The 23,933-nt window shown below is 60.6% G+C and carries 21 protein-coding genes, 1 tRNA gene and 2 rRNA genes (1 of these 24 only partly in view); 7 read left to right on the top strand and 17 right to left on the bottom strand.

Translation table 11 applies throughout. The features are described 5' to 3' along the window. Positions 1–7 precede the first annotated feature (7 nt). From J3R84_RS18230 to J3R84_RS18200, 7 genes are all read right to left on the bottom strand, one after another. A complete protein-coding gene (locus J3R84_RS18230; RefSeq protein WP_025425395.1) occupies positions 8–1,468 on the bottom strand; it encodes a TadA family conjugal transfer-associated ATPase in 1,461 nt (486 codons plus the stop codon). Positions 1,469–1,601: 133 nt separating this feature from the next. Then, positions 1,602–2,891: a CpaE/TadZ family protein gene (locus J3R84_RS18225; protein WP_025425394.1), complete on the bottom strand. Its 1,290-nt coding sequence runs from the start codon at positions 2,889–2,891 to the stop codon at positions 1,602–1,604. Between the two features lie 18 nt (positions 2,892–2,909). Further along, positions 2,910–3,605: a CpaD family pilus assembly protein gene (locus J3R84_RS18220; protein WP_025425393.1), complete on the bottom strand. Its 696-nt coding sequence runs from the start codon at positions 3,603–3,605 to the stop codon at positions 2,910–2,912. A gap of 57 nt (positions 3,606–3,662) precedes the next feature. Next, positions 3,663–5,222 (bottom strand): type II and III secretion system protein family protein, encoded by a 1,560-nt coding sequence (locus tag J3R84_RS18215; RefSeq protein WP_051509142.1) that lies wholly within the window; start codon positions 5,220–5,222, stop codon positions 3,663–3,665. Beyond that, on the bottom strand, positions 5,219–6,031 hold the full coding sequence (cpaB, locus tag J3R84_RS18210; RefSeq protein WP_025425391.1) for a Flp pilus assembly protein CpaB: 813 nt from the start codon (positions 6,029–6,031) through the stop codon (positions 5,219–5,221). Before cpaB ends, J3R84_RS18215 begins: the two co-directional genes overlap by 4 nt. A gap of 173 nt (positions 6,032–6,204) precedes the next feature. Then, positions 6,205–6,717, bottom strand: a complete 513-nt coding sequence (locus J3R84_RS18205) for an A24 family peptidase (RefSeq protein WP_025425390.1) — start codon at positions 6,715–6,717, stop codon at positions 6,205–6,207. Between the two features lie 206 nt (positions 6,718–6,923). Further along, positions 6,924–7,103 carry a Flp family type IVb pilin gene (locus J3R84_RS18200; protein ID WP_025425389.1) on the bottom strand — a complete coding sequence of 60 codons (180 nt, stop codon included), beginning with the start codon at positions 7,101–7,103 and terminating at the stop codon, positions 6,924–6,926. A gap of 252 nt (positions 7,104–7,355) precedes the next feature. On the opposite strand from J3R84_RS18200, the gene J3R84_RS18195 reads away from it, so the two are divergent. From J3R84_RS18195 to J3R84_RS18165, 7 genes are all read left to right on the top strand, one after another. Next, on the top strand, positions 7,356–7,778 hold the full coding sequence (locus J3R84_RS18195) for a pilus assembly protein N-terminal domain-containing protein (RefSeq protein WP_025425388.1): 423 nt from the start codon (positions 7,356–7,358) through the stop codon (positions 7,776–7,778). 117 nt (positions 7,779–7,895) lie between these two features. Continuing rightward, entirely contained in the window at positions 7,896–8,531 is a 636-nt protein-coding gene (locus J3R84_RS18190; protein ID WP_025425387.1) for a TadE/TadG family type IV pilus assembly protein, read from the top strand. A 32-nt stretch (positions 8,532–8,563) separates the two neighbouring features. Next, the gene (locus tag J3R84_RS18185; protein ID WP_081788889.1) at positions 8,564–9,130 is read left to right on the top strand and encodes a TadE/TadG family type IV pilus assembly protein; all 567 of its coding nucleotides are present in this window, start codon (positions 8,564–8,566) and stop codon (positions 9,128–9,130) included. Positions 9,131–9,372: 242 nt separating this feature from the next. Then, entirely contained in the window at positions 9,373–10,593 is a 1,221-nt protein-coding gene (locus tag J3R84_RS18180) for a phosphopentomutase (protein WP_025425385.1), read from the top strand. After that, positions 10,590–11,558, top strand: coding sequence for an adenosine deaminase (locus tag J3R84_RS18175; RefSeq protein WP_025425384.1), 969 nt, complete (start codon positions 10,590–10,592; stop codon positions 11,556–11,558). Before J3R84_RS18180 ends, J3R84_RS18175 begins: the two co-directional genes overlap by 4 nt. 234 nt (positions 11,559–11,792) lie before the next feature. Further along, entirely contained in the window at positions 11,793–12,422 is a 630-nt protein-coding gene (gene upp, locus J3R84_RS18170) for a uracil phosphoribosyltransferase (protein ID WP_025425383.1), read from the top strand. A gap of 143 nt (positions 12,423–12,565) precedes the next feature. Next, positions 12,566–13,096, top strand: coding sequence for a retropepsin-like aspartic protease family protein (locus J3R84_RS18165; protein WP_025425382.1), 531 nt, complete (start codon positions 12,566–12,568; stop codon positions 13,094–13,096). Here J3R84_RS18165 and deoA read toward each other — a convergent pair. The 10 genes from deoA to J3R84_RS18115 all read right to left on the bottom strand — a co-directional run. After that, positions 13,089–14,405, bottom strand: coding sequence for a thymidine phosphorylase (deoA, locus tag J3R84_RS18160; RefSeq protein WP_025425381.1), 1,317 nt, complete (start codon positions 14,403–14,405; stop codon positions 13,089–13,091). The genes J3R84_RS18165 and deoA overlap by 8 nt on opposite strands. Further along, positions 14,402–15,208 (bottom strand): purine-nucleoside phosphorylase, encoded by an 807-nt coding sequence (locus J3R84_RS18155; protein WP_025425380.1) that lies wholly within the window; start codon positions 15,206–15,208, stop codon positions 14,402–14,404. Before J3R84_RS18155 ends, deoA begins: the two co-directional genes overlap by 4 nt. Continuing rightward, positions 15,205–15,597, bottom strand: a complete 393-nt coding sequence (locus tag J3R84_RS18150; protein ID WP_025425379.1) for a cytidine deaminase — start codon at positions 15,595–15,597, stop codon at positions 15,205–15,207. The genes J3R84_RS18155 and J3R84_RS18150 overlap by 4 nt, the downstream gene beginning before the upstream one ends. A 4-nt stretch (positions 15,598–15,601) precedes the next feature. Beyond that, positions 15,602–16,573 carry an ABC transporter permease gene (locus J3R84_RS18145; protein WP_057204426.1) on the bottom strand — a complete coding sequence of 324 codons (972 nt, stop codon included), beginning with the start codon at positions 16,571–16,573 and terminating at the stop codon, positions 15,602–15,604. Positions 16,574–16,577: 4 nt separating this feature from the next. After that, a complete protein-coding gene (locus J3R84_RS18140) occupies positions 16,578–17,711 on the bottom strand; it encodes an ABC transporter permease (protein WP_025425377.1) in 1,134 nt (377 codons plus the stop codon). Next, complete coding sequence (locus J3R84_RS18135; protein ID WP_025425376.1) at positions 17,708–19,243, bottom strand: ABC transporter ATP-binding protein; 1,536 nt, start codon at positions 19,241–19,243, stop codon at positions 17,708–17,710. The genes J3R84_RS18140 and J3R84_RS18135 overlap by 4 nt, the downstream gene beginning before the upstream one ends. A gap of 249 nt (positions 19,244–19,492) precedes the next feature. After that, complete coding sequence (locus J3R84_RS18130) at positions 19,493–21,805, bottom strand: heavy metal translocating P-type ATPase (protein ID WP_025425375.1); 2,313 nt, start codon at positions 21,803–21,805, stop codon at positions 19,493–19,495. 358 nt (positions 21,806–22,163) lie between these two features. Next, a tRNA-Met gene (locus J3R84_RS18125) sits at positions 22,164–22,240 on the bottom strand. Between the two features lie 298 nt (positions 22,241–22,538). After that, positions 22,539–22,653 (bottom strand): 5S ribosomal RNA (gene rrf, locus J3R84_RS18120). A 122-nt stretch (positions 22,654–22,775) separates the two neighbouring features. After that, positions 22,776–23,933, bottom strand: a 23S ribosomal RNA gene (locus tag J3R84_RS18115) (it continues 1,638 nt past the right edge of the window).

Raw genomic sequence — 23,933 nt, 5'->3', positions numbered from 1 at the left:
GCGGCTCCTAGCCCTTGTCCATAGCGTCGAGTGTCGCCGCCAGGCGTTTGTCTTCGTTGAAGTACCGGGCGCGATCCCAAAAGTGCGGGCGACCGATGCCGGTCGATACGTGGCGGCCGACAATACGGCCGTTGGCATCTTCCCCTTCGATCTCGTAGCGCATCAGATCCTGCGTGATGATGACGTCGCCTTCCATACCGACCACTTCGGTGATGTGGGTGATGCGGCGCGAACCGTCGCGCAGACGCGCGGCCTGGATGATGACGTCGATGGATCCGGAGATGATCTCGCGCACAGTCTTGGCCGGCAGGGTGTAGCCGCCCATGGCGATCATCGATTCCATACGCGCCAGGCATTCGCGCGGCGTATTGGCGTGGATCGTCCCCATGGAACCGTCATGGCCGGTGTTCATCGCCTGCAGCAGGTCAAACACCTCAGGTCCGCGCACTTCGCCGACGATGATGCGCTCGGGCCGCATACGCAGGCAGTTCTTGATGAGATCCCGCATGGTGATCTCACCCTCGCCTTCGATATTCGGCGGTCGGGTTTCGAGGCGAACCACGTGCGGCTGCTGCAATTGCAGTTCGGCGGTGTCTTCGCAGGTAATCACTCGCTCGTCGAGGTCGATGAAGCCGGTCAGGCAGTTCAGAAGCGTCGTCTTGCCCGAACCGGTACCGCCGGAGATGACGATGTTGCAGCGGACGCGGCCGATGATCTGGAGAAGGACTGCCCCCTCGGGCGTGATTGCGCCGAATTTCACCAGCTGATCGAGCTTCAGCTTGTCCTTCTTGAATTTGCGGATCGTCAGTGCGGTGCCGTCGATGGCGAGCGGCGGCGCAATGACGTTGACGCGCGAGCCGTCAGGAAGACGCGCGTCGCAGATAGGGCTGGATTCGTCGACGCGCCGCCCCACCTGTCCGACGATCCGCTGGCAAATCGACAGGAGCTGGGCATTGTCACGGAATCGGACTTCGGATTCGATCGTCTTGCCGCCCACTTCGATGAAGGTCTGACCGGCACCATTGACCATGATATCGGCAATATCATCGCGCGCGAGCAACGGCTCTAACGGTCCATAGCCAAGGACGTCATTGCAGATATCGTCGAGCAGTTCCTCCTGCTCGGAGATCGACATCGCGAAGTTCTTGATCGTGATGATGTCATTGACGATATCGCGAATTTCTTCGCGTGCGCTTTCCGTATCTAGCTTGGCCAGCTGCGACAGATCGATCGTATCGATCAGCGCGGAGAAAACCTGCGACTTCGTATCGTAGTAGTCCTCGTTGCGGGCGGGTCGCTTTCTTTGTGCCGGAGCTGGCGATTGCGGACGCGACGCCGGTGCTTGAGCATCGCCAAGCACCGGCACGTGGGCGATGACGGCCGCTTGCGTGGCAGGGACGATCGGCGGCAGAGCAGCACCTGTCGTGCCGCTCTTGCCGAAGCCTTCGTTTCCGCGTTTGCCGAACATGTTCCTGATCCGTCCGTTGTACAGCGCCGCGTGTCAAACATGACGCGCTAAGGACGCTGTAACACTTTAGATTTGCTGCATAATTTTCTTCTTAAATCGAATCCGACTTAAGGAATTATGCGGTATGCGTGGTCTATTTCTTGCCCAGCGCCGCGAGCATCTTCCCGAGGCCGCCGCGTCGCGCCTTCTTCATCGACGCACGGCCGGTCAGCAGGTGCGCGAGTTGGGAGAAGGTTTCGGCGGCGGCGGATTTTTTGTCTATCTCCGCAATCATGCGGCCGCTGTTCGACGCGTTGCCGAAGAGAACGGCGTCGAACGGGATGATAGCGGCCGCTTCGATTTCCAGCGACTCGCAGAATTCGCTCACCGCAATCTCCGGACGCTTCGGCATGCCCACCTGATTCAAGATGAGATGAGGTTGCTTGTCGTTCGGCCGAAGCTTCTTCAAGGCATCGAGCAGGTTCTTCGTGTTGCGAAGACTTGCGAGATCCGGCACGGCTGTGATCACGATCTCATCGGCTTCGCCGAGAACCGCGCGCGTCCATTCCGTCCACATATGCGGGATGTCGAGCACCGAAACGGGTGCACTGCGTTGCAAGATCTCGAGGATCGGATGAAAGGCGCCACCCTCGAAGTCATAGGCGCGATCCAGCATCGACGGCGCCGCCAGCAGCGAAAGATGCTCGGAGCATTTGGTCAGAAGACGATCGAGAAAGACCTCGTCGAGCCTCTCCGGTGCGAAAACCGCTTCCGAGATACCCGTTGGCGGGTCCTGATCGAAATCGATATTGGCCGTGCCGTAGGGCAGGTCGAGATCGGCAAGAATGGTTTCGGTCGAAAAAAGGTTAGAAATGCCCCAGGCGCAATTGTGCGCGATGGCCGAGGAACCGCTGCCGCCCTTGGCGCCGATAAAGGCCAGGCTGCGCCCCAGCGGCTCGGCGTCGGGATCGACGAAAATCGATGAAACCGCCGACAGAATATCCGGCATCGCCACCGGCGCGACCATATACTCGGAAATGCCGTTGCGGATGAGATCGCGATAAAGAGCGATATCGTTGTGTTTGCCGATGAGAACGACCTTGGTGCTGGGGTCGCAGACCGCAGCCAATGGCGCGAGTTCCGTCAGCAGCGACCGCGGTTCTGTCGACGTTTCCAGGATAATCAGATTGGGCGTCGACACCGTCGCAAACATGTTTGCCGCAGCATCGATGCCGCCACTGTTGATGCGCAGGCTGACCTTCGCCATGCGGCGGTCCTGGCCGCAACGCTCCATCAGCCGCTGCATCGCCTCGCTTTCGCAAAAGGCATGGATAGAAATGCGCGGCAGCGGACGGACCTGCTCGAGGTCGCCCGGTTGAACCGTATCGAAAACGGAATCGCCCGCCCCGGCCCCCGTTTCGATCCTGTACTCAATGGTGCTCATCTGCTGATCCCAACGATATCAATTGACGATGATGACGGGTCCGTCACTCTTTTCGGTTCCGCGCCAGTCCGTGATGACCTGGCCGCGCTGCTCCGCATCGATCGGCGACATCTGGCGCGGGCCGAGCAGATCGGTCGGATTGGAGATCTGGGCCGCCAGATTGGATTGCGACGCGCAGCCGAAATTATAGTAGTTGCGGTTCTGGATCGTGTTGAGTGCAACGTCCTCCGGCCACTCGCCACAGGGACCGGTCTGGGCGGTGATCGCCACATAGCTCAAGCGAACCGGAGCGGCATCACCCATGGGACCGGCCTCGTAGCCGGCCTCGATCAGTCGCTTCGCGGGAACGCCGGCGGCGACGAGAACGCCGCGGATCTCCTTGCGCATGGCCTGCGCGGCGTGGCTGTTTGCCGAGCCACGCGGCAGCATGATCTGGACGACACCGGTCGATGAATTGCGATAATCGGCACCAAAGCCGCTGATGACGTCGCGCGTGCCTTGCGTCAGCCGACGGTCACCGGAGGCAATGGGGATATCGATCGTACGCTCGCCCTCGGCAAGCACGATCGGATGCCGTGTCCGGTAATCATCGGGGATAGAGCCCGTCGAAAGATTATCCTTGGTGCCGCAGCCGACAAGCAGCCCGGCAGCCACGAGGAGGATTGCAGCACGCCGCAAATGACGGACGGGAACTCCGGATCTGTTGAGGGACATGGCACTCGGCCTTTCAGAATTCTCGTGGAAGCTGCTTCGCGTTTGCATGACCCAGCCCTATTTGTAGATGAAGCCAACATTGCCATGGTACTGACCCGCCGGTGCGGATGCTTCCGGGCGCCCGTAGATGCGGTTCACCCGACCAAGGAAGAAGCTGTCGAGATCATTGGCAGGGTTGAAATTGTCGTCGGGCCTGGCGATCGCGCTTCTGGCAACCGGGCGCACGAGGTAGGGCGTCGCAATGATGACAAGTTCGGTTTCGTTGCGCACGAAATCCTTGCTGCGGAAGAGCGTTCCGAGGACCGGGATTTTCGATGCACCCGGCAGGCCGGACATTGCCTGACGGATATTGTCCTGCACGAGGCCGGCGATGACGATAGAGCCGCCCGAGGGAAGCTCGACACTGGTCGACGCCTCGCGCCTGCGGATGCCGAGGAAGGTGTTGCCAGGGACAGAGGTGAAGCCGTTGCCGGTGACGATCGAGCCCTCATAGGTCGGCTCGGAAACGTTGGTTTCGATCTGCAGACTGATACGGCCCGGTCCCAGGACGACCGGCTTGAAGTTCAGGCGAATTCCATATTCGACGTCGTTGATCTCACGCGTAACCGTTGGGTCGCCGGTTTTGTCGTCGACCTTGACTTCCTGGGTGCCGCCGAGCCGAAATTCCCCGCCGACATAGAAATTGGCCTCTTGTCCCGAAATTGCCGTCAAGGTGGGTTCGGCCAGTGTGCGCATGACACCGGCTTGCTCCATCGCATTGATGTAGCTCGAGATCGTCGTTCCGCCGATGGATCCCTTGATCAGCGCGTTTGCGCCGACACTGATCGCATCACCGAGGTTTGCAGGATTGCGGAAGCCGATACCGCTCTCGCCGTCTCCTACACGCCCGTTGAAGCCCAATTGCTTCAAGACCTGGCGGCTCACTTCGGCAACCGTCACCTTCAGCGTGACCTGATCGTCACCTTCGATGGTCAACAGGTTGACAATCTGCGAGACCTGCCGATCCTCGGCAAAGATATCGGCATCACCATTGTTTCCCTGCGCAGTGATGTTGCGTGTCGTCGCTTCACCGCCCTGCAGGAAGGCCTTGGCGAGATCGACGGCTCGCGTCGAATCGAGCGGTGTGCGCACGGTACCCGTCAGCACGATGTTGTCGGAGATGATCTCAACGTTGATTTCGGCATCGGGAATGAAACGACGCAGGTTTGACTGCAGATTGGCGATGTCGCGCTCAACCTCGACGTCAAGACTGACGATCTCTTCGCCATTCGGCCCGAAGACAAAAATGTTGGTCTGCCCAACGGATTTTCCAAAGAGATAGATACGCCTGGACGTGCGCGTGACGGCATCGGCGAGCGATGGGTCGGCGACGAGAATATCATGGGCATCGGCCGGTAGATCGACGACGACGGCCTTGTTCAGCCCCAGGCTGATCTTCTTCTTCACCCCGGGCCCGCTTTCAACGATCCTGACGACCGACGAGGCGGCCGCATGGGCGAACGGGAGCGTTGGCAGCGCCATGCCCGAGAATGTCAGGCAAAACGACAGACCGGCTGCAACAGACGTCCGAAATTTGTTCCCGCTCCGCTTCACCCTGCGCTCCGCTCGATCGCTCATTGTTGCTGGCCTTGGCTGATGGCACCGTCGTTCTTGACGATCGAGCCCGACTTGATGACCTGGATGCTGGGCTGGCCATCGCCACTCAGAAGGTAATCCGCAGCGTTCGTATCGGATTCTTGAGCATCCGCGACACTGCGAAGGGCAAGTGAGATGCGTTCAGCCATTTGCTGCGCGACAGTCATGACCTTTGATTGATCCGGCGTCAGTTCCAGCGTCGCCGTGGTACCGACAACGGATTTTGAGCCGTCATCCTTCTCCTCGACCTGCTGATCGATCGCCAGCACGCGAACATTGCTGAGCACGGTTTCCGTCAGGTAGAGATCGCCGTCCGATTTACGGACCATGATGACGTCGACGCGGTCATTGGGCAGGATGAAGCCGCCGGCGCCGGTCGCCACGGTGATCTCTGTGGCAACGGCGCGCTTGCCAGCAGGCAATAGCGACGACATGATTCGGCTGGAGGAGTCCGCGACCTTCTCGCTGCGCACGGGCTCGCCGTTAAAGATCGGCAGGCGAACGACTGCGCCGGTCAGATCTTCAATGGCAGAGGGACGATTTTCTTCGGTGATGAGCCCCTCGACGACACCGTCCTTGGGCCATGCCATCCAATGGACCGCATCGCCACCTAAGCGCGACCCGACGGGCAAGCTCTTGCTCGCAACAAGGACATTGACGGTCGGCGCTCGCTCGATCAGTGGCTCCGCCATTTGTGGCGAGGGACCACGGGTCAGCTTCATCGCCAACAACCCGGCCATCGCCGCCGAGGCGACGGCCACCGCCAGTATGATGATGCGAACCGGTTTCATGATCGTTTCTGAGCCCCGCAGATATGCTGGCGTCAGGTTGATCAGGAATTGGTGTAATTATAGTTAATAAGCCGCTTACGGGTATGGTTAATAATCGCCTACCGTCGGCATAGGCCGCTTACTGCACGTGGCGAACACTTGCGGCGGCACATGTCAAAACTCGGATCGCCAGTTCAATGGAGACTGGATAACGCCATTCGCACCAATGGTGACGAGGGGTAGGCAACAAAACCGCCGGCCGCGATCGCTATCCCGTATGGAATCTTTGTGGCCGTAAACAATAGCCGCGGCATCGGAATTCGCGAGGGCAGGATGAAATCTTCATGCGCCCTGAGGAACAGGATCGCAACGGTCAACACGCCGCCAAACAGTGAGACTGAAAGCAAGAATTCCAATAGCGAACTGTTGGCCCCAAACCATAGGGCGCAAGCGGTCAGAAGTTTGGCGTCACCGCCACCCATGGTTCCGAGTGCAAAGAGACAGAAGCATAAGCCGAATACGGTAAGGGCTGTGGCAATGTGGAGCGCGATTTCCGGGATGCCGAGCCCAGCAAGGGGCGCAACGATGGTGAAGGTCGCAATCAGAACGATCGGCACCCGATTTGGAATCGTCATCGTAAAGGCGTCGGAGAAAGCGGACAACGCCAGACAAAACGGAAAAACTACGAAGATAGCAGCCACGATCACCGGTCGTCTCCTCGAGTGGAACTCATAAATTCGCCACTGCGACGTTCCATCGTTTGCGGAATACGTTTCCTGGCCTTCCAGCCAGCACACAAAAGTCCATTTTGCTGCTTGCAGCAAAGATAAGGCCGCCCCACTGGAGGGCGGCCCCGCACTTTAAGCTGATCGCCGGCGGAACCTCGCCTTGCCCTCAGAGAAAGAGGCAGTGATCAAGGAGCCGGGGTAACCTTCATGTACGAGCCGAGGTTGGTGAACTGCGTGTTCAGCTTGTCGCCCAACGCCGTCGCTCCACCGATAAGCGCAACCGAAATCAGAGCGGCGATCAGGCCGTATTCGATGGCGGTTGCGCCGGACTCGTCCTTCATCAGACGGGCAAAAATCTTCTTCATGATGATTCTCCTAACTTCACGATTGTTGTTCAGCACGTCCGCCAACTGTTGCCGTTGATCGGATGAGCTCAACCTAGTCCTGGCGAATTGCTATCGGCTTAAGGAAGACAGCTACCAAAAGATTAACGGCCCACCGCTGATTTTTGGGTAAGCGAATAGGAAATGTGCCGGCTTAGGATGCGCCGACCCGACTTAACGATTCATTCACCAAGAGTGCCGATGATGGGGCGAATGCCATCTCAGGGACCTGCCATGATTTTGCCCCTCGCGGCCAACCGGACCGCCACGCTGACACTCACGATCCTCGGCATGCTTTCGCTGATGGCGGCGTCGGCCGCAAGCGCGCAGGACGATATGATGCGCGTCTACATGGACCATGCACGGGTGCTCAAGCTCGACCGGCCGGTCGCCAAAGTCATCATCGGCAACGCGGAAGTTGCAGATGCGACGGTGGCCGACGCCCGCACGATCGTCATTACCGGCCGCAGCTTCGGCACGACGAATCTTGTCATCCTCGATCAGGACGGAAACGCCATCGTCGACGAGCAAATTCTCGTGTCGATCGACGAAGCAAACACTCTGCGCGTCTATCGACAGACGTCGCGCACAGTCCTTTCCTGTACGCCAAGTTGCGAGCGGCATGTGGAGCGCAAAACCGCAAGTGGTGGGAGCTGAGCAAACTGCGAGAAACACTGGAAATTCACTAAAATACCCGCGATTATCGCCAACGAAATATCAATAGTTACTCCCTACTTTGTGTCTCCGTCAGGCGTAACATGATGGGACGGCGCGATGAGCATCGAGCAGGAAACACTGCAGCCCCAAAAGGCCGCAAAGCCCACAAGGGGCTTATTGAGGCGTTTCCGGCGCGACAGAAAGGGCACCGCGAGCATTGAGTTCGCGATACTGGCTCTTCCCTTCTTTATGGTGATTTTCGCCTCCATCGAAACATTCGCCGCCTTCTACGGCGACCAGCTGCTGGCAAACGCCACGGAAACGATGGCGCGAAAGATCCGGACCGGCGAGATCACCTTCAACCGTGGCAAGACGGCGACTGATATGGACGAGACAAAGTTTCGCCAGGCATTCTGCGAGGAAATCTCGGTGATGTTGACGTGCTCGGCGACGGAGGCTGCCCAAGCCTCGAAGCTCTATATCGACGTCAGAAGTGTCACCGATCTCACCAAATTCCCGGTGCTCATCCCGCGAATGGACCCCTCGTCGTCGTCGTCGGATCTCAAGACAGCCGACCTGAAGTTTGCGCCGGGCGGACCCGGCTCCTTCAACGTCATGCGCGCGTATTATCGCTGGAGTGTGATGACCGATCTCATCAGGCCATTTGTGACCAACCTGCGCCCGGCCGGATCCAGCATGCCTAAAGACTATCTCATGGTTTCCACAACCACTTTCCGCACAGAAAACGAGTGAGGCGCGTCGTGAAGACTTTAGCGATGCACTGGATGACGGCAATCCGCCTGACCTTCGCAAGCTTCCGCTCGCTGCTCAAAGACCGGGGCGGGCTTGGCGGTGTCGAATTTGCCATCGTCACGCCGCTGCTGATCATGATTTACGTCGGCGCATTCGAATTATCGCTCGGCTTTACCGTAGCCGGCAAGGCTGCGCGTGCCGCCAGCGCCGTTGCCGATCTGGTTTCCCAGCAAAGCGAGGTCAACAAGACCTATTTGGGAAACATGTCGAATGTGGTGAAAAGCATCCTTGCCCCGTACGAAGGTTCAAAATACACGCTCAAGATTACCGGCATCGAGGTCAGCGGAACGAACACGGGAACCGTCGTCTGGTCGCGCGACCAAAACGGCGCGGTGCCGTATGCCGTCAACTCGACCACCACCGTTCCGAGCCAGTTTACGGCGACCACGGCCTTCGTCATCCGTACGGAGCTGATCGTGGAGCATGGACTGTTGCTGTTCGCGCCGAGCCTTGCATCCAGCACGAACACCGTAGATTTGTCCAAAACCGCGTATTTCCGCTCACGCCAGGCCGAAACCATAAAGTGCCCGGATTGCTGACCGGGGCCACTGCATGTTTCCTTAAATCCTATCCGATTTAAGGATCAAAACATGCAGCCATTCAAAGTACTACAGCGACCTTTGCGCGTCTAATAAGACGCGCAGCGCTGTAGTCGAGGCCAATTGCATTGCGGCGTCGCCGGCGGTATTCCTTCGGGATTGCGCTGGCGGCATCTGCGTCCGCGCTCGTTGCAGCACCGGAACGCAGGCCCTGCCCCGCGCTTCGGCTTACCGGAACTTTCATGGCGCGCGCGTTTCTCTTTGTCCTCGATTCCTTCGGTATAGGCGGTGCGCCGGATGCCGAAACCTATGGCGACCTGGGTGCCGACACGCTTGGTCACATCGCCGAGTTTTGCGCGACGGGCGCCGCAGATCGCGCCGGTGTGCGCGAAGGCCCGCTGCACCTTCCCAACATGTCTGCGCTCGGGCTCGTGCATGCGGCGAAATTGGCCACGGGCCGCGTGCCTATTGGCATGCCGGTTCCGGGCCGGGTCTACGGTGCCTATGGCGCTGCCAGCGAAGTCTCGCGCGGCAAGGATACGCCATCCGGTCATTGGGAGATCGCCGGAACGCCGGTCACGTTCGATTGGGGCTATTTCTCGGCCGAGGGCGACGCGTTTCCCGCCGAACTGGTCGAAGCGATCTGCCGCGAGGGCGACATTCCCGGCATTCTCGGCAACTGCCATGCCTCCGGTACTGATATCATCGCGCGCCTCGGCGAGGAGCATATGCGAACGGGAAAGCCGATCTGCTACACCTCCTCGGACAGCGTCTTTCAGATCGCCGCCCACGAGCACACCTTCGGCCTGGAGCGCCTGCTAGAATTCTGCCAGGTCGTCCGGCGCCTGCTCGACGACTACAATATCGGCCGCGTTATCGCCCGTCCCTTCATCGGCCACAACGCGCAGACCTTTGCCCGCACCGGCAACCGGCGCGACTACTCGGTGCTGCCGCCCGAGCCGACGGTCCTCGACCGGCTGGCGCAAGCGGGGCGCACCGTGCATGCGATCGGCAAGATCGGCGACATCTTCGCCCATCAGGGCGTGACGAAGCTGACCAAGGCGGACGGCAACATGGCGCTCTTCGACGCCAGCCTGGCGGCGATCGACGAGGCGGAGGATGGCGACCTCGTCTTCACCAACTTCGTCGACTTCGACATGCTCTTCGGCCACCGCCGCGATGTCGCCGGCTATGCCGCGGCGCTTGAAGCCTTCGACGCACGATTGCCCGATCTCGACCGGCGGCTGAAACCCGGCGATATCGTCATTCTCACGGCAGACCATGGCTGCGACCCGACCTGGCGCGGAACGGACCACACGCGCGAGCGCGTGCCGGTGCTGATGTTCGGCCCGGCTGTGCGCAGCCGTTCGCTCGGCGTTGCCAATACCTTTGCGCATATCGGCGAAACGGTCGCCAGACATCTCGGGATCGCACCCGGCCTACATGGGAGAAGCCTCATTTGACCGCACATCTGAAGAAGGCGGAACTGCACTGCCACATCGAGGGCGCGACACCGCCGGAATTGGCGCTGCTGCAGGCGGAGAAGTACGGGCTCGACACCAGCGAGATTATCGCCGACCGAGCCTATGTCTGGACAGACTTTACCAGCTTCGTGAAGTGCTACGACAGTGTCGCCTCGCTGTTTCGCACGCAGGAAGACTATGCACTTCTGGCCGAAGCCTATCTGACGGAACTGGCGGAGGTCGGAACGATCTACAGCGAGATCATCGTCTCGCCGGATCACGGCAACACGATCGGCCTCGGGGCCGACGCTTATCTTGAGGGGCTTGCCGCCGGCATGGAGGCCGCCAAGGCAAAGACCGGGATCGAATCGCGCATGCTGATAACCGGCATCCGTCATCTCGGGCCGGAATCGGTCGCCAAGACGGCCGAATTTGCCGCCAGGAGAGACCATGCGCTGGTCACCGGCTTCAATCTGGCGGGTGAGGAGCGCATGCACCGCGTCGCCGATTTTGCCCGGGCATTCGATATCGCCCGTGACGCCGGCCTGGGTTTGACCATTCACGCAGGCGAGCTTTCCGGCGCCTTCAGTGTGCGCGATGCGCTCGACCATATCAGGCCGTCGCGCATCAGCCACGGCGTGCGGGCGATCGAAGACGCCGATCTCGTCAAGCGGCTTGCCGACGACGGCGTCGTTCTGGAGGTCTGCCCCGGATCCAACATTTCCCTGCAGGTCTTCCCGGACTTCGCCTCGCACCCCTTGCGGACGCTGCATGGCGCCGGGGTGCGGGTGACGCTCAATTCCGACGACCCGCCCTTCTTCCACACTTCGCTAGCCCAGGAATATGACATAGCTTCTTCGGTGATGGGGTTCGGCGACGACGACATCAATAGCATGACTAGGACGGCGATCCAGGCGGCTTTCGTCGACGAGTCGACCCGCCAGAAACTGCTTGCCCTAATCTGACCGAGCCTTGCGTTCACCTACAGCGCCGCGCGTCAAATTTGACGCGTTAAGGACGCGGTAGCGCTTTAAGCTTGCTGCATAATTTTCTCCTTAAATCGATTCCGATTTAAGGAATTATGCCGTAGCGCGGGTGGTCGCGGTTGGGGATGAACACAACGAGCCGCCCAACGCCCTTGCGGCCGCGGAGCATTCCATGGAAAAAGAGCGGATACATAAACTTCGGGGAAGGTGGCCATGGACGGCGTTACAGTGATTGATCATCCGCTTGTGCAACACAAGCTGACCATCATGCGCAAGAAGGAAACCTCGACCGCCGGTTTTCGGCGGCTGCTTCGGGAAATCTCGACGCTGCTCTGCTACGAGGTGACGCGCGATCTGGAACTGACGATGGAGCGCATCGAGACGCCGATGCAGGCGATCGACGCACCGGTGCTCGAAGGCAAGAAGCTCGTTTTCGCTTCGATCCTGCGCGCCGGCAACGGCCTGCTTGAAGGCATGCTCGAACTCGTGCCGTCGGCCCGCGTTTCCCATATCGGCGTCTATCGCGACCACGAGACGCTGAAGCCGGTAGAGTATTATTTCAAGGCGCCCGAAAGCCTGTCCGAGCGCCTGATCATCGTCGTCGATCCAATGCTTGCGACCGGCAACTCCTCGATCGCAGCAATCGACAAGCTGAAGGAACGTGGCGCGAAGAACCTGCGCTTCCTCTGCCTGCTCGCAGCGCCCGAAGGCATTCGCAATTTCCAGGCCGCCCACCCCGATGTGCCGATCTTCACGGCGTCGATCGATAGCCACCTGAACGAACTCGGCTACATCATGCCCGGGCTCGGCGATGCCGGCGACCGCATGTATGGAACCAAGTAATTTTCCGTTTCTTAACCAGAGCGCAAAATTGATGAAAAACCGCCGGCAAACCGGCGGCTTTTTTGTATCGCATTAGCCATCCCCTGCTCTACTGGACTTCATCGGCGCGGGCGTCTGCGGCCCGATGCGCGGGAGGTCAGGCCATGTTCGTCCGTCTGCTGACATTCGCCGGCGGTATCGCTATTGCGGCCCTGGTCATTCCTGACCTCGCGAGTTCCTATCTCTCGAACGCTGAGACTGCCGCCACGGACAAACCGGCGGTGAACAACTCCCTTCCGGCAACGACGGCGAAATATGCTTCGGGAAAAGGCGTGGTGCTCGAAGCCGACCGCTCGGGCCATTTCTTCGGAGCGTTCCGCATCAACGGCCGCACCGAACGGGGCATGGTCGATACCGGCGCCAGCACCATCGCGATCAATGTCTCGACCGCGCGCAGGCTCGGCCTGTCTGCCGGAGCGCTTACTTTCAACGCACGCGTTCGAACGGCCAATGGCGATGTCGATGCAGCGCGGGCCAAGCTGACGAGGGTCGAAATCGGCGGCATATCGTTGCGCGACGTCGACGCCCTGGTGCTGCCCGACAAGGCGCTTGCCGGCATGCTCGTCGGCATGAGCTTCCTCGGCCGACTATCGTCCTACCGCGTCGAAAACGGCGCGCTGCATCTGGTCAGGTGATCCTTGAAAGGATTGGCGAGCGCACCTCAGGCTGAGCGTCGGCGATCGTATAGAGCGCCAGCAGCTCTTGCCGCGCATGTTCGGCCGCGGTCTCGTCCGCCGCATGGACGAAGGCGATCGGTTCGTCCTCGGCAACTCGCGTTCCCAACGGTTTCAGCTCGGCAAAGCCGACCCGATGATCGATCCTGTCGTTCGGATGTGTCCGACCGCCACCCAGAGCGATGACGGCCATGCCAAGGTCACGGGTCCGGCAGGATTGTAGATAGCCGTCTCTTTCTGCTTCCACCGGAAGGATAACTGGGGCAGGCGCCAAGTGCTGTTCGGGACGCTCGACGAAATCGGCGGGACCACCGAGCGCGTAAACCATCCTGGCGAAACGCTCAAGCGCTGCACCGTTTGCAAGCGCCGTGCGCGCCAATGCTTCGCCGGCTACCGGGTCGACTGCCACACCGGCCGCGACGAGCATCTCCGCGGCGAAAGCCATGACCACGGTTTCAAGGCGGGTGCCGCTTTTCTCGCCCTTGAGAAAGGCGACGCAGTTCCGGATTTCAAGCGCGTTTCCAGCCGCATCGGCCAAGGGCTCGTTCATATCCGTCAGCAATGCCGACGTGCGAACGCCGGCACCATTGGCGACATCAACTAGCGACCGGGCGAGTGCCTCGGCTTCGCCAGCATCGCCCATGAACGAGCCATTGCCGAGCTTGACGTCGAGCACCAGCGACTGCAGCCCGGCGGCAAGCTTCTTGGAAAGGATCGATGCGGTAATCAGCGGAACTGAATCGACGGTCGCCGTCACGTCACGGATGGCGTAGAGCCGCTTGTCGGCGGGCGCCAGATTGGCGGTCTGGCCGATGATGGCGCAGCCGACCTCGTCGACCGTCTTTCGGAATAGCGCAGCAGACGGCTGAATATCATAGCCGGGTATGGATTCGAGTTTGTCGAGCGTGCCGCCCGTGTGCCCCAATCCCCGTCCCGAGATCATCGGCACGGCCAAACCGCATGCTGCGACTATCGGGGCAAGCATCAGCGAGACGTTGTCGCCGACGCCTCCGGTGGAATGCTTGTCGACAATGGGTCGGCCGATGCTGCTCCAGTCGAGGGTTTCGCCGGAATCGCGCATGGCGAGCGTCAGCGCCACCGTCTCGTCCCGGCTCATGCCCGAAAACCAGATAGCCATAGCGAAGGCAGCGACCTGACCCTCCGAGATCGAACCATCGGAAAGGCCGCGGACGAAGCCCGTGATATCTGCCGCCTCGAGGCGCTCGCCGTTTCTCTTGCGGCGGATGATCTCCTGGGGAAGCATGGTCACTGAACCGCCGCGTCCGTGGAAATCATCTCCTTGAGAATGGCGGCCAGGCGTTTGCCGCCGACCGGCGCCATGTCCTTCGTCTCGTGATGGCTGAGTTCGCCGCCCGTCATGCCCGCGCCGAAATTGGTGATCACCGACGCTGCAGCAACCTTGAGGCCGAGGAAGCGCGCGAGAATGACTTCCGGCACGGTCGACATGCCGACCGCATCGGCGCCGAGCACGCGCGCCATGCGAATTTCCGCTGGCGTTTCAAAGCTCGGCCCGGAGAACCACATGTAAACGCCGTCCTGCAGCGGAATGCCCATCCGGTCGGCCGCGCGCCGCATGCGCGTCGCAAGCTCGGTGTCATAGGCGTTGGTCATGCCGACGAAGCGATCGTCGCTTTCGACGCCAATCAGTGGATTGAATCCGGAAAAGTTGATGTGATCCGAGATCCGCATGACCGAACCCGGCGGCAGATCATCACGCAGCGAGCCAGCGGAGTTTGTGAGCACGAGATTTTCGACGCCGAGTTTCTTCAGCGTCTGCAGCGGCACGCGCATCGCGTTGGCATCGCCGCTCTCGTAGTAATGCACCCGGCCGGACAGCATGACGACCGGGACGGCGCCGAGCAAACCTGCGACGAGTTCGCCGGCATGGCCAGAAACGCTGCTGACGGGAAAACCCGGGATGTCGGCATAGGAAATGCGTGTCGGGTTACTGACCGCTTCGACGAGCGTCCCAAGCCCTGAACCAAGGACAATACCATAGCGGGGAGCCAGGCCGCCGAGCCTGCCCCTCAGGAATTCAGCAGCGCTGCTCATCCGAGGATCTCGGTCTCGAAGCTGTGCGGTAGCAGATCGGACAGGGCGAGCGTCTTCTTCACGCCCGTCTCGTCGCAGAGGTAGATGCGCGTGCTGGCGCCGGAAAACTCCGCAAGCCGTTGCCGGCACCCGCCGCAAGGCGGGCAGAGCGCCAGCTTCTCGGCGATAACGGCGACTTCCATGATCTTGCGCTGGCCGGCCATGACCATGTGGCTGATGGCCGTGGTCTCGGCACACCAGCCTTCCGGGAAGGAGAGGTTTTCAATGTTGGCGCCGGTGTAGATATGGCCGTCTTCCGCACGGATCGCGGCGCCCACCGGAAACTTGGAATAGGGCGCATGCGCCTTGGCCATCGCTTCGCGTGCGGCTTCGAAGAGTTCGTTTTCCATAGCCTTACCGCTCCTTCACATAGGGGACACCGCCGGCCTTCGGCGGGATTGCCTTGCCGATGAAGCCGGCAAGCAAGATGACGGTGAGAATATAGGGCAATGCCTGCATCAGCTGCACCGGCACCTGGCCGATCAGCGGCAGGGGATTGCCCTGCAGGCGGATCGCAAACGCATCGAGGAAGCCGAACAGCAGGCAGGCAAGCATGATGTTGAATGGCCGCCATTTGGCAAAAATCAGCGCTGCAAGCGCGATGTAGCCCTTGCCGGCGGTCATGCCCTTGACGAAGCCGGCGGTCATCGCCAGCGACAGGTAGGCGCCGGCAAAGCCACACAGGATGCCGCAGCAGATGACGGCGCGGTACCGCATCCAGACCACCGAAATGCCGGCGGTGTCGACGGCACCCGGGTTCTCCCCGACCGCACGGAGCCGCAGGCCGAAGCGGGTGCGGTAGAGGATCCACCAGCTGAGCGGCACCATGGCGAAGGCCACATAGGTCAGGATGAAATGCCCGGAGAGCAGATCGGCATAGATCGGCCCGATGAAGGGAACATCGCGAATGGCGTCCGCGAAGGGAAAAGTGATCGTCTGGAACCTTGCACCTTCGGCCAGTGCCGGCGTGCGCCCGCCCTGACGGAACCAGGCCTCACCGAGGATGACGGTGGAACCCGCGACGATGAAGTTGATGGCAACGCCGGAGACGATCTGGTTGCCGCGCTGGGTGATCGACGCATAGCCGTGGACAAGGGACAGGGCGATCGAGATGAGGATGCCCGCAAGCAGTCCCAGCCAGACGGATTGGGTGATCGCTGCGACCGCGCCGGCGGCAAAGGCGGCGCCCAGCATTTTTCCTTCAAGGCCGATATCGAAGATACCGGCACGCTCGGTGAAGAGACCGGCGAGGGCTGCGAAGATCAGCGGAACGGAGACGCGGATGGTGGACTCGAGGAGCACCACGATGACGTGGAAGAAATCCATGGCTTCAAGCTCCCTTGGTCTGGGCAACGACCGCGGCGCGCCGGCTGGATGTGGAAAACAACCGGGTGATCGCCGGCCGGAACATGTTTTCAAGGGCGCCAGCAAACAGAATGACGAGGCCCTGGATGATGACGATCATGTCGCGCGAGATCGACGGCATTTCGAACGAGATCTCCGCCCCACCCTGGTAGAGCACGCCGAAGAGAACGGCCGCCGGGATGATGCCTGCCGGATGCGAGCGGCCCATGAGGGCGACGGCGATGCCGACGAAGCCTGCACCCTGGACAAAATCAAGCTGCATGCGGCCCTGCTCACCCATGATCGGGTTGAGCGCCATCATGCCGGCAAGCGCGCCGGAGATCATCATGGTGATGACGGTGATGCGGCTCTCGCTCATGCCGGCATATCGCGCGGCCGACGGACTGTGGCCCATGGTGCGCATCTCGTAACCGAGCTTGGTGCGCCAGATCAGGAGCCAGACGCCGAAGGCCGCGACAAGGGCCAGCAGGAACGAAACGTTGAATGGCGCCGTGCCGATATCGAGCCCGAAGATCCCCAGAAGCCAATCGAGCTTGGGCAACTGACCGCCTTCGGCGAAGGTGCGCGTCTGCGGCGACATCGAGCCGAGCGGCTTCAACACCCGCGTCAGCAGATAGACCATCAGGCTCGACGCGATGAAATTGAACATGATCGTGGTGATGACGATGTGGCTGCCGCGCTTGGCCTGCAGCCAGCCGGGCAGAAACGCCCAGGCAGCGCCGAAAGCGGCCGAACCGATGATCGCCAGCGGGAAGACCACAAACCACGGCATCGTCTGGTCGAGCCAGAGGCACGCGAGCGCGACCCCGATGCCGCCGACATAGGCCTGGCCCTCGCCGCCGATGTTGAAAAGCCCGGCATGGAATGCGACCGCGACCGCAAGGCCGGTGAAGATGAAGGTGGTGGCGTAGTAGAGCGTGAAGCCGATATATTCGCCGCGACCGAAGGCACCGTTGATCAGGTGATAGGCCGCCTCGAACGGATTTTCGCCGACGAGCAGAACCACGAGGCCGGCAACCAGAAACGCGACGGCGAGATTGACCAGCGGGACGAGGCCGTATTCGACCCAACCTGGAAGCTTTGCATAGGGATTGCTCATTCTGCGGCCTCCTTGCGGCCTTCGACGCCGGCCATCAGCAGGCCCAGCTCGCCCTCGGTCGCATCGGGATCGCGCTCGCCGACGACACGGCCGGCAAACATGACCAGGATACGGTCCGACAGGGCGCGGATCTCATCGAGTTCGACGGAAACAAGCAGGACAGCCTTGCCCTGGTCGCGCATCTCGATGATCCGTTTGTGGATGAATTCGATGGCGCCGACATCGACGCCGCGGGTGGGCTGGCCGATGATCAGCACGTCCGGCCCCCGCTCCATCTCGCGGGCGAGAACGATCTTCTGCTGATTGCCGCCGGAGAAATTCGCGGTCTTCAGCCGGGCGTTCGGCGGACGGATGTCGTATTCGGCGATCCGCTGCTCGGCATCCTTGCGGATGGCGTCGACATTCAGGAAGACGCCGTTGAGGTAGCGCTTGTCATGGTGATAGCCGAGGATGGCGTTTTCGCATTCCTCGAATTTCAGCACTAGGCCGACGTGGTGCCGGTCTTCCGGCACATGAGCGAGGCCACGATCGCGCAGCTCCTTGGGGTCGGCATGGCCGGTGACGTCGATCGGCTTGCCATTGAGGTGCACCTCGCCGGAAACGGCACGGCGGATACCGGAGATCGCCTCCAGGAGTTCCGACTGGCCATTGCCGGCGACGCCGGCAATGCCGACGATCTCGCCGGCCCTAAGGTTGAACGACACATTGTCGACCATGGTGACGCCGCGGCCGTCCTTGACGGTCAGACCGTTGACCGAAAGCTTGACATCGCCGGGCTTGGCCTCGCCCTTTTCGACGCGCAGCAGCACGCGGCGGCCGACCATCAGCTCGGCGAGTTCCTCGACCGAGGTTTCCGCCGTCGTGCGCGTTGCCACCATCTCGCCGCGGCGCATCACCGAAACCTCGTCGGTGATCGCCATGATTTCCCTGAGCTTATGGGTAATGAGAATGATGGTCTTTCCCTGGCTCTTCAGCTGTTCGAGAACGCGGAAGAGATGATCGGCCTCGGCCGGCGTCAACACGCCGGTGGGCTCATCGAGAATGAGGATATCGGCCCGGCGATAGAGCGCCTTGAGGATCTCGACGCGCTGCTGCAAGCCGACAGGCAATTCCTCGATCACGGCATCCGGATTGACCTCGAGCGCGTATTCGCGCTCCAGCCGCTTCAGCTCGATGCGCGCCTTGGCAATGCCCTTGTTGAGGATCTGGCTCTCTTCCGCGCCGAGCATGACGTTTTCGAGAACGGTGAAGTTCTCGACCAGCATGAAGTGCTGGTGCACCATGCCGATGCCGGCAGCGATCGCCGCATTCGGATCCCGGATCGAGACCTGCTTGCCATCGACGTGAATCTCGCCGCTATCGGCCTGGTAAAAGCCGTACAGGATCGACATCAGGGTCGATTTTCCCGCACCGTTTTCACCGATGACGCCGTGGATCGTACCCTTGCGGACTTTCAGATTGATATTCTTGTTGGCGTGAACCGGACCGAAGCTCTTGTCGATCCCACGCAGTTCGATGGCAATACTGTCCATATTGGCCTTACGATCCCCAAACTGGCCCGCTTCGGTCTTCTTCCCAGAAACCGTGCCGGCGATTTTTTTACCATTTGGTATAAGTTTATCATCGATTTCCCGGCACGGAAGCCCTCAATCGAGATCTCCTTATACTCTCACCGGATCGCTGATGAGAGTCCAGCGTGAATATACACAGGCAGATCGGCCGTAATCGCAACAAAAAACCGGCGGCATTCGATGCCGCCGGTTCAGTTTTATGCTTTTGCTTCAAGCGGTTTGGACGGGCCGCAGCAGGCGCAGCGCATTCATGGTCACAAGCACCGTGGCGCCGGTATCGGCGAGAATGGCCGGCCACAGACCGGTGATACCCGCAATCGTGGTGACGAGGAAAACAGCCTTCAGGCCAAGCGCAATAGTGATATTCTGGACAATGTTTCGCATTGTAGAGCGGGAAAGCCGGACCATCGCGGCGACATCGCTGACCCTGCCGTGCAACACCGCCGCGTCGGCGGTCTCCAACGCCACGTCCGTGCCGCCGCCCATGGCGATGCCGACGTCGGCTGCAGCGAGCGCCGGCGCATCATTGATGCCATCTCCGATCTTGGCAACATTGAAGCCGGATTTCTTCAATTCTCCAACGATGCGCTGCTTGTCCTGCGGCAGCAGTTCGGCGCGCACCTCCATGCCGAACTGACGGCCGATCGCCTCCGCCGTGCGGCGGTTGTCGCCAGTCAGCATGACCACATGAATGCCGGCGTCGGTCAACGCCTTGACGCCGACTGCCGCATCCGGGCGCGGCTCATCACGCATGGCGATGGCGCCGATAATCTCATTGCCGGAGATCAGCACCGAGACCGTCTTGCCCTCGTCGTTCAGAGCCGCAATGCGCGCCTTCTGATCAGGCGACATCGGCACGCGGTCATCGGCAGCGTGGGGCGAGCCGAGGAACAGGGTGGCGGCGCCAACGACGCCTTCAAGACCCTTGCCGCCGATAGCCTTGACCGTCGTGATGCCCGGGACCTGCAGTTTCAGCTCGTCGGCGCGCTGCAGGATTGCCCGTGCCAGAGGATGGCTCGATCCCTGCTCAAGAGCTGCGGCCAAGCCCAGCACCTCGTTCTCGGCGCGGGCGAAGCCGACGATATCAGTCACCCGCGGTTTGCCTTCGGTGAGCGTACCTGTCTTGTCGAATGCTGCGGCGGTGATCTTGCCGACATTTTCAAGCACGGCGCCGCCCTTCAGGAGCAGGCCGCGGCGGGCACCGGCCGAAAGGCTGGCGGCGATCGCAGCCGGAGTCGAGATCACCAAGGCGCAGGGGCAGCCGATCAGCAGGATCGCCAACCCCTTGTAGACCCACTCGCTCCAGACGCCGCTGCCCAGAAGTGGCGGAAGGATCGCGACCAGGGCGGCGACAACAACGACGGCCGGTGTATAGTAGCGCGAGAAGCGATCGATAAAGCGTTCGGTCGGCGCCTTGCTCTCCTGCGCCTCCTCGACGAGCCGCACGATTCGGGCAATGGTATTGTCCGAGGCCGCAGCCGTGACGCGTACGCGCAAGGCCCCGTCGCCATTCACCGTTCCGGCGACAAGCGCATCATCCACTGCCTTGTGCACCGGCGTGCTTTCACCAGTGACCGGTGCCTCGTCGACGGCGCTTTCGCCAGAGAGGATGATGCCATCGGCCGGAACGCGGTCGCCGGGTCGGACGAGAATGACGGCGCCGACCGCCAGGCTATCCGCCGGGACCTCATCGACCCGACCGCTGCGCTCGAGATAGGCCGACTTCGGCACGAGCGCCGTCAGCGATTGAATGCTGGCCCGCGCATTGCCGGCGGCGACGCCTTCCAGCAGTTCGCCGACGAGGAAGAGCAGCACGACCATCGCCGCTTCCTCCGTCGCGCCGATAAAGACGGCACCCACCGCCGCAATGGTCATCAGCATCTCGATCGAGAACGGCGTGCCCGAGGTCGCCGCTGCGAAGGCGCGCCGCGCAATCGGCAGCAGGCCGACCAGCATGGCAAGCGTGAAGATCCAGGGCTCGGTGGCCGGAACAAGATGCCCAAGGCCATAGGCGGCGGCCAGAGCCAGACCACAGGCGATGGTCAGCCGGCCCTTGGCCGAGCGCCACCAGGGGCCGTTCGTTGGCCCGTGATCATGGGCATGGGAACTGGGCTGCTGCGATGAAGCTGCCCCGGCCGCGGTGTGGCTGTGCTGATGTTCGTGGTCGTTGGTATGCGCGTGCTTCTCATGCTTGTCGCCGTGCCCATGATCGTGATCGTGATCGTGATCGTGAGGATGGTCATGGTCGTGATCGCCCGAGCAAGTGTGTATGGCGACAACCGCGGGCTTCTGGTGGGCGGCAATCGGATGCAGCCGGTAACCGAGCTTTCCGACCCGGCTGACGATATTCGCGGCAAGATCGCCGTCGTCGGCATGCTTGACCGACATCGTGCCCGCGGCAACGGAAACCGAGACATCTTCAACACCAGGCATGCGCCTGACGGCGGTGTCGATCTTCGATGCGCAGGAAGCACAATCCATGCCTTCGACCCGATATCGGTTTTCGCGAATATTTGCTGCCATGACCTGCTCCTTGCATATATTGACGCAAGGCTACGACCTCTAGTGACTAGAGCTGCAAGGCCAAATTGCACGACCAAGCGAAGTTTTTCGCCGAATGCTGCCTTGCGGAGTCGTTTCCGCATGCTTGAAAAGGGCATGGCCTATCTCTGGCGGATGAGGGCAAACCAGAGATAGTGGACTGTAGGCCTTCGTTGCATATTGCAGGCTGCCGTGGGCCATCGTGGGCCATCGTCTTCTTAGACCGAAGGTCCTGGACTTTGTTCTGGGCGCGCTTGGCGGTTAGCCGGTTTTGTTTTCTTTGCCCCTGAACGCCAAAAAGCCCGCGGACCTTTCGGTCTCGCGGGCTTTTTTTTTGATTTGGTTGCGGGGGCAGGATTTGAACCTGCGGCCTTCAGGTTATGAGCCTGACGAGCTACCGGGCTGCTCCACCCCGCGCCATCTCGGTAAACCGCTATGCGGTTTATCCGGTGCGTAAACCGCTGTGCGGTTTATCGCGATAAGGTAAATCCCTTTGGGATTTACGGTCTGTGCCGAGCAAATCCGACGGATTTGTCTCGCGTAAGGGACGTTCTGATTTTACCTAAGCAAAAAGGCCGCTTGTAGGCGGCCCTTGCGTTTCGGCTTGGCCGAGCGTTTGTTCAGAGAAGATTTTCGGTTTGTTTTCGCCGCTGCCTTGTCCTTCTCGGCTATGCCTCGAAGGGGAGCGGCGGTTTTTTTATCTTGCGTTTTGCAGACCTGGCAGCGACCTACTCTCCCGCGTCTTAAGACGAAGTACCATCGGCGCTGGGGCGTTTCACGGCCGTGTTCGGAATGGGAACGGGTGCAGCCACCCCGCCAGAACCACCAGGTCGGCAAAGCGCAAGATTTGCCCTTAGCTGGGGCAAACCGAATGAGAAGCTGGTGAGGAGGATAAACCGCCTCGTTTTGTTTTGAACACGTCGCTCATCAATGATGAGCATGAGCAATGGGAACGATCAAGCCAATCGAACGATTAGTACTGGTAAGCTTCATGCGTTGCCGCACTTCCACACCCAGCCTATCAACGTGGTAGTCTTCCACGGTTCTCAAGGGAATACTCGTTTTCAGGTTGGTTTCCCGCTTAGATGCCTTCAGCGGTTATCCATTCCATATATAGCTACCCTGCTATGCCCTTGGCAGGACAACAGGTCCACCAGAGATATGTCCATCCCGGTCCTCTCGTACTAGGGACAGATCCTGTCAATATTCCTACACCCACGGCAGATAGGGACCGAACTGTCTCACGACGTTCTGAACCCAGCTCACGTACCGCTTTAATTGGCGAACAGCCAAACCCTTGGGACCTGCTCCAGCCCCAGGATGCGATGAGCCGACATCGAGGTGCCAAACAACCCCGTCGATATGGACTCTTGGGGGTCATCAGCCTGTTATCCCCGGCGTACCTTTTATCCGTTGAGCGATGGCCCTTCCACGCGGGACCACCGGATCACTATGACCGACTTTCGTCTCTGCTCGACTTGTCAGTCTCGCAGTCAGGCGGGCTTATGCCATTGCACTCGACGACCGATTTCCGACCGGTCTGAGCCCACCATCGCGCGCCTCCGTTACTCTTTCGGAGGCGACCGCCCCAGTCAAACTACCCACCATACACTGTCCCGGATCCGGATAACGGACCGCGGTTAGACATCCATGACGATAAGGGTGGTATTTCAAGGATGGCTCCACAAGAACTGGCGTCCCTGCTTCAAAGCCTACCACCTATCCTACACATGCCGACACGAATGCCAGTGTAAAGCTATAGTAAAGGTGCACGGGGTCTTTCCGTCTGACCGCAGGAACCCCGCATCTTCACGGGGAATTCAATTTCACTGAGTCTATGCTGGAGACAGCGGGGAAGTCGTTACGCCATTCGTGCAGGTCGGAACTTACCCGACAAGGAATTTCGCTACCTTAGGACCGTTATAGTTACGGCCGCCGTTTACTGGGGCTTCGATTCAGAGCTTGCACCCCTCCTCTTAACCTTCCAGCACCGGGCAGGCGTCAGACCCTATACGTCGTCTTGCGACTTCGCAGAGCCCTGTGTTTTTGATAAACAGTCGCTACCCCCTGGTCTGTGCCACCCTTTCTGACTTGCGTCAAAAAGGGTCAC

The organism is Ensifer canadensis (assembly GCF_017488845.2).
Taxonomy (GTDB): domain Bacteria; phylum Pseudomonadota; class Alphaproteobacteria; order Rhizobiales; family Rhizobiaceae; genus Ensifer; species Ensifer canadensis.
This window is presented reverse-complemented; position numbering and strand designations above follow the sequence as displayed.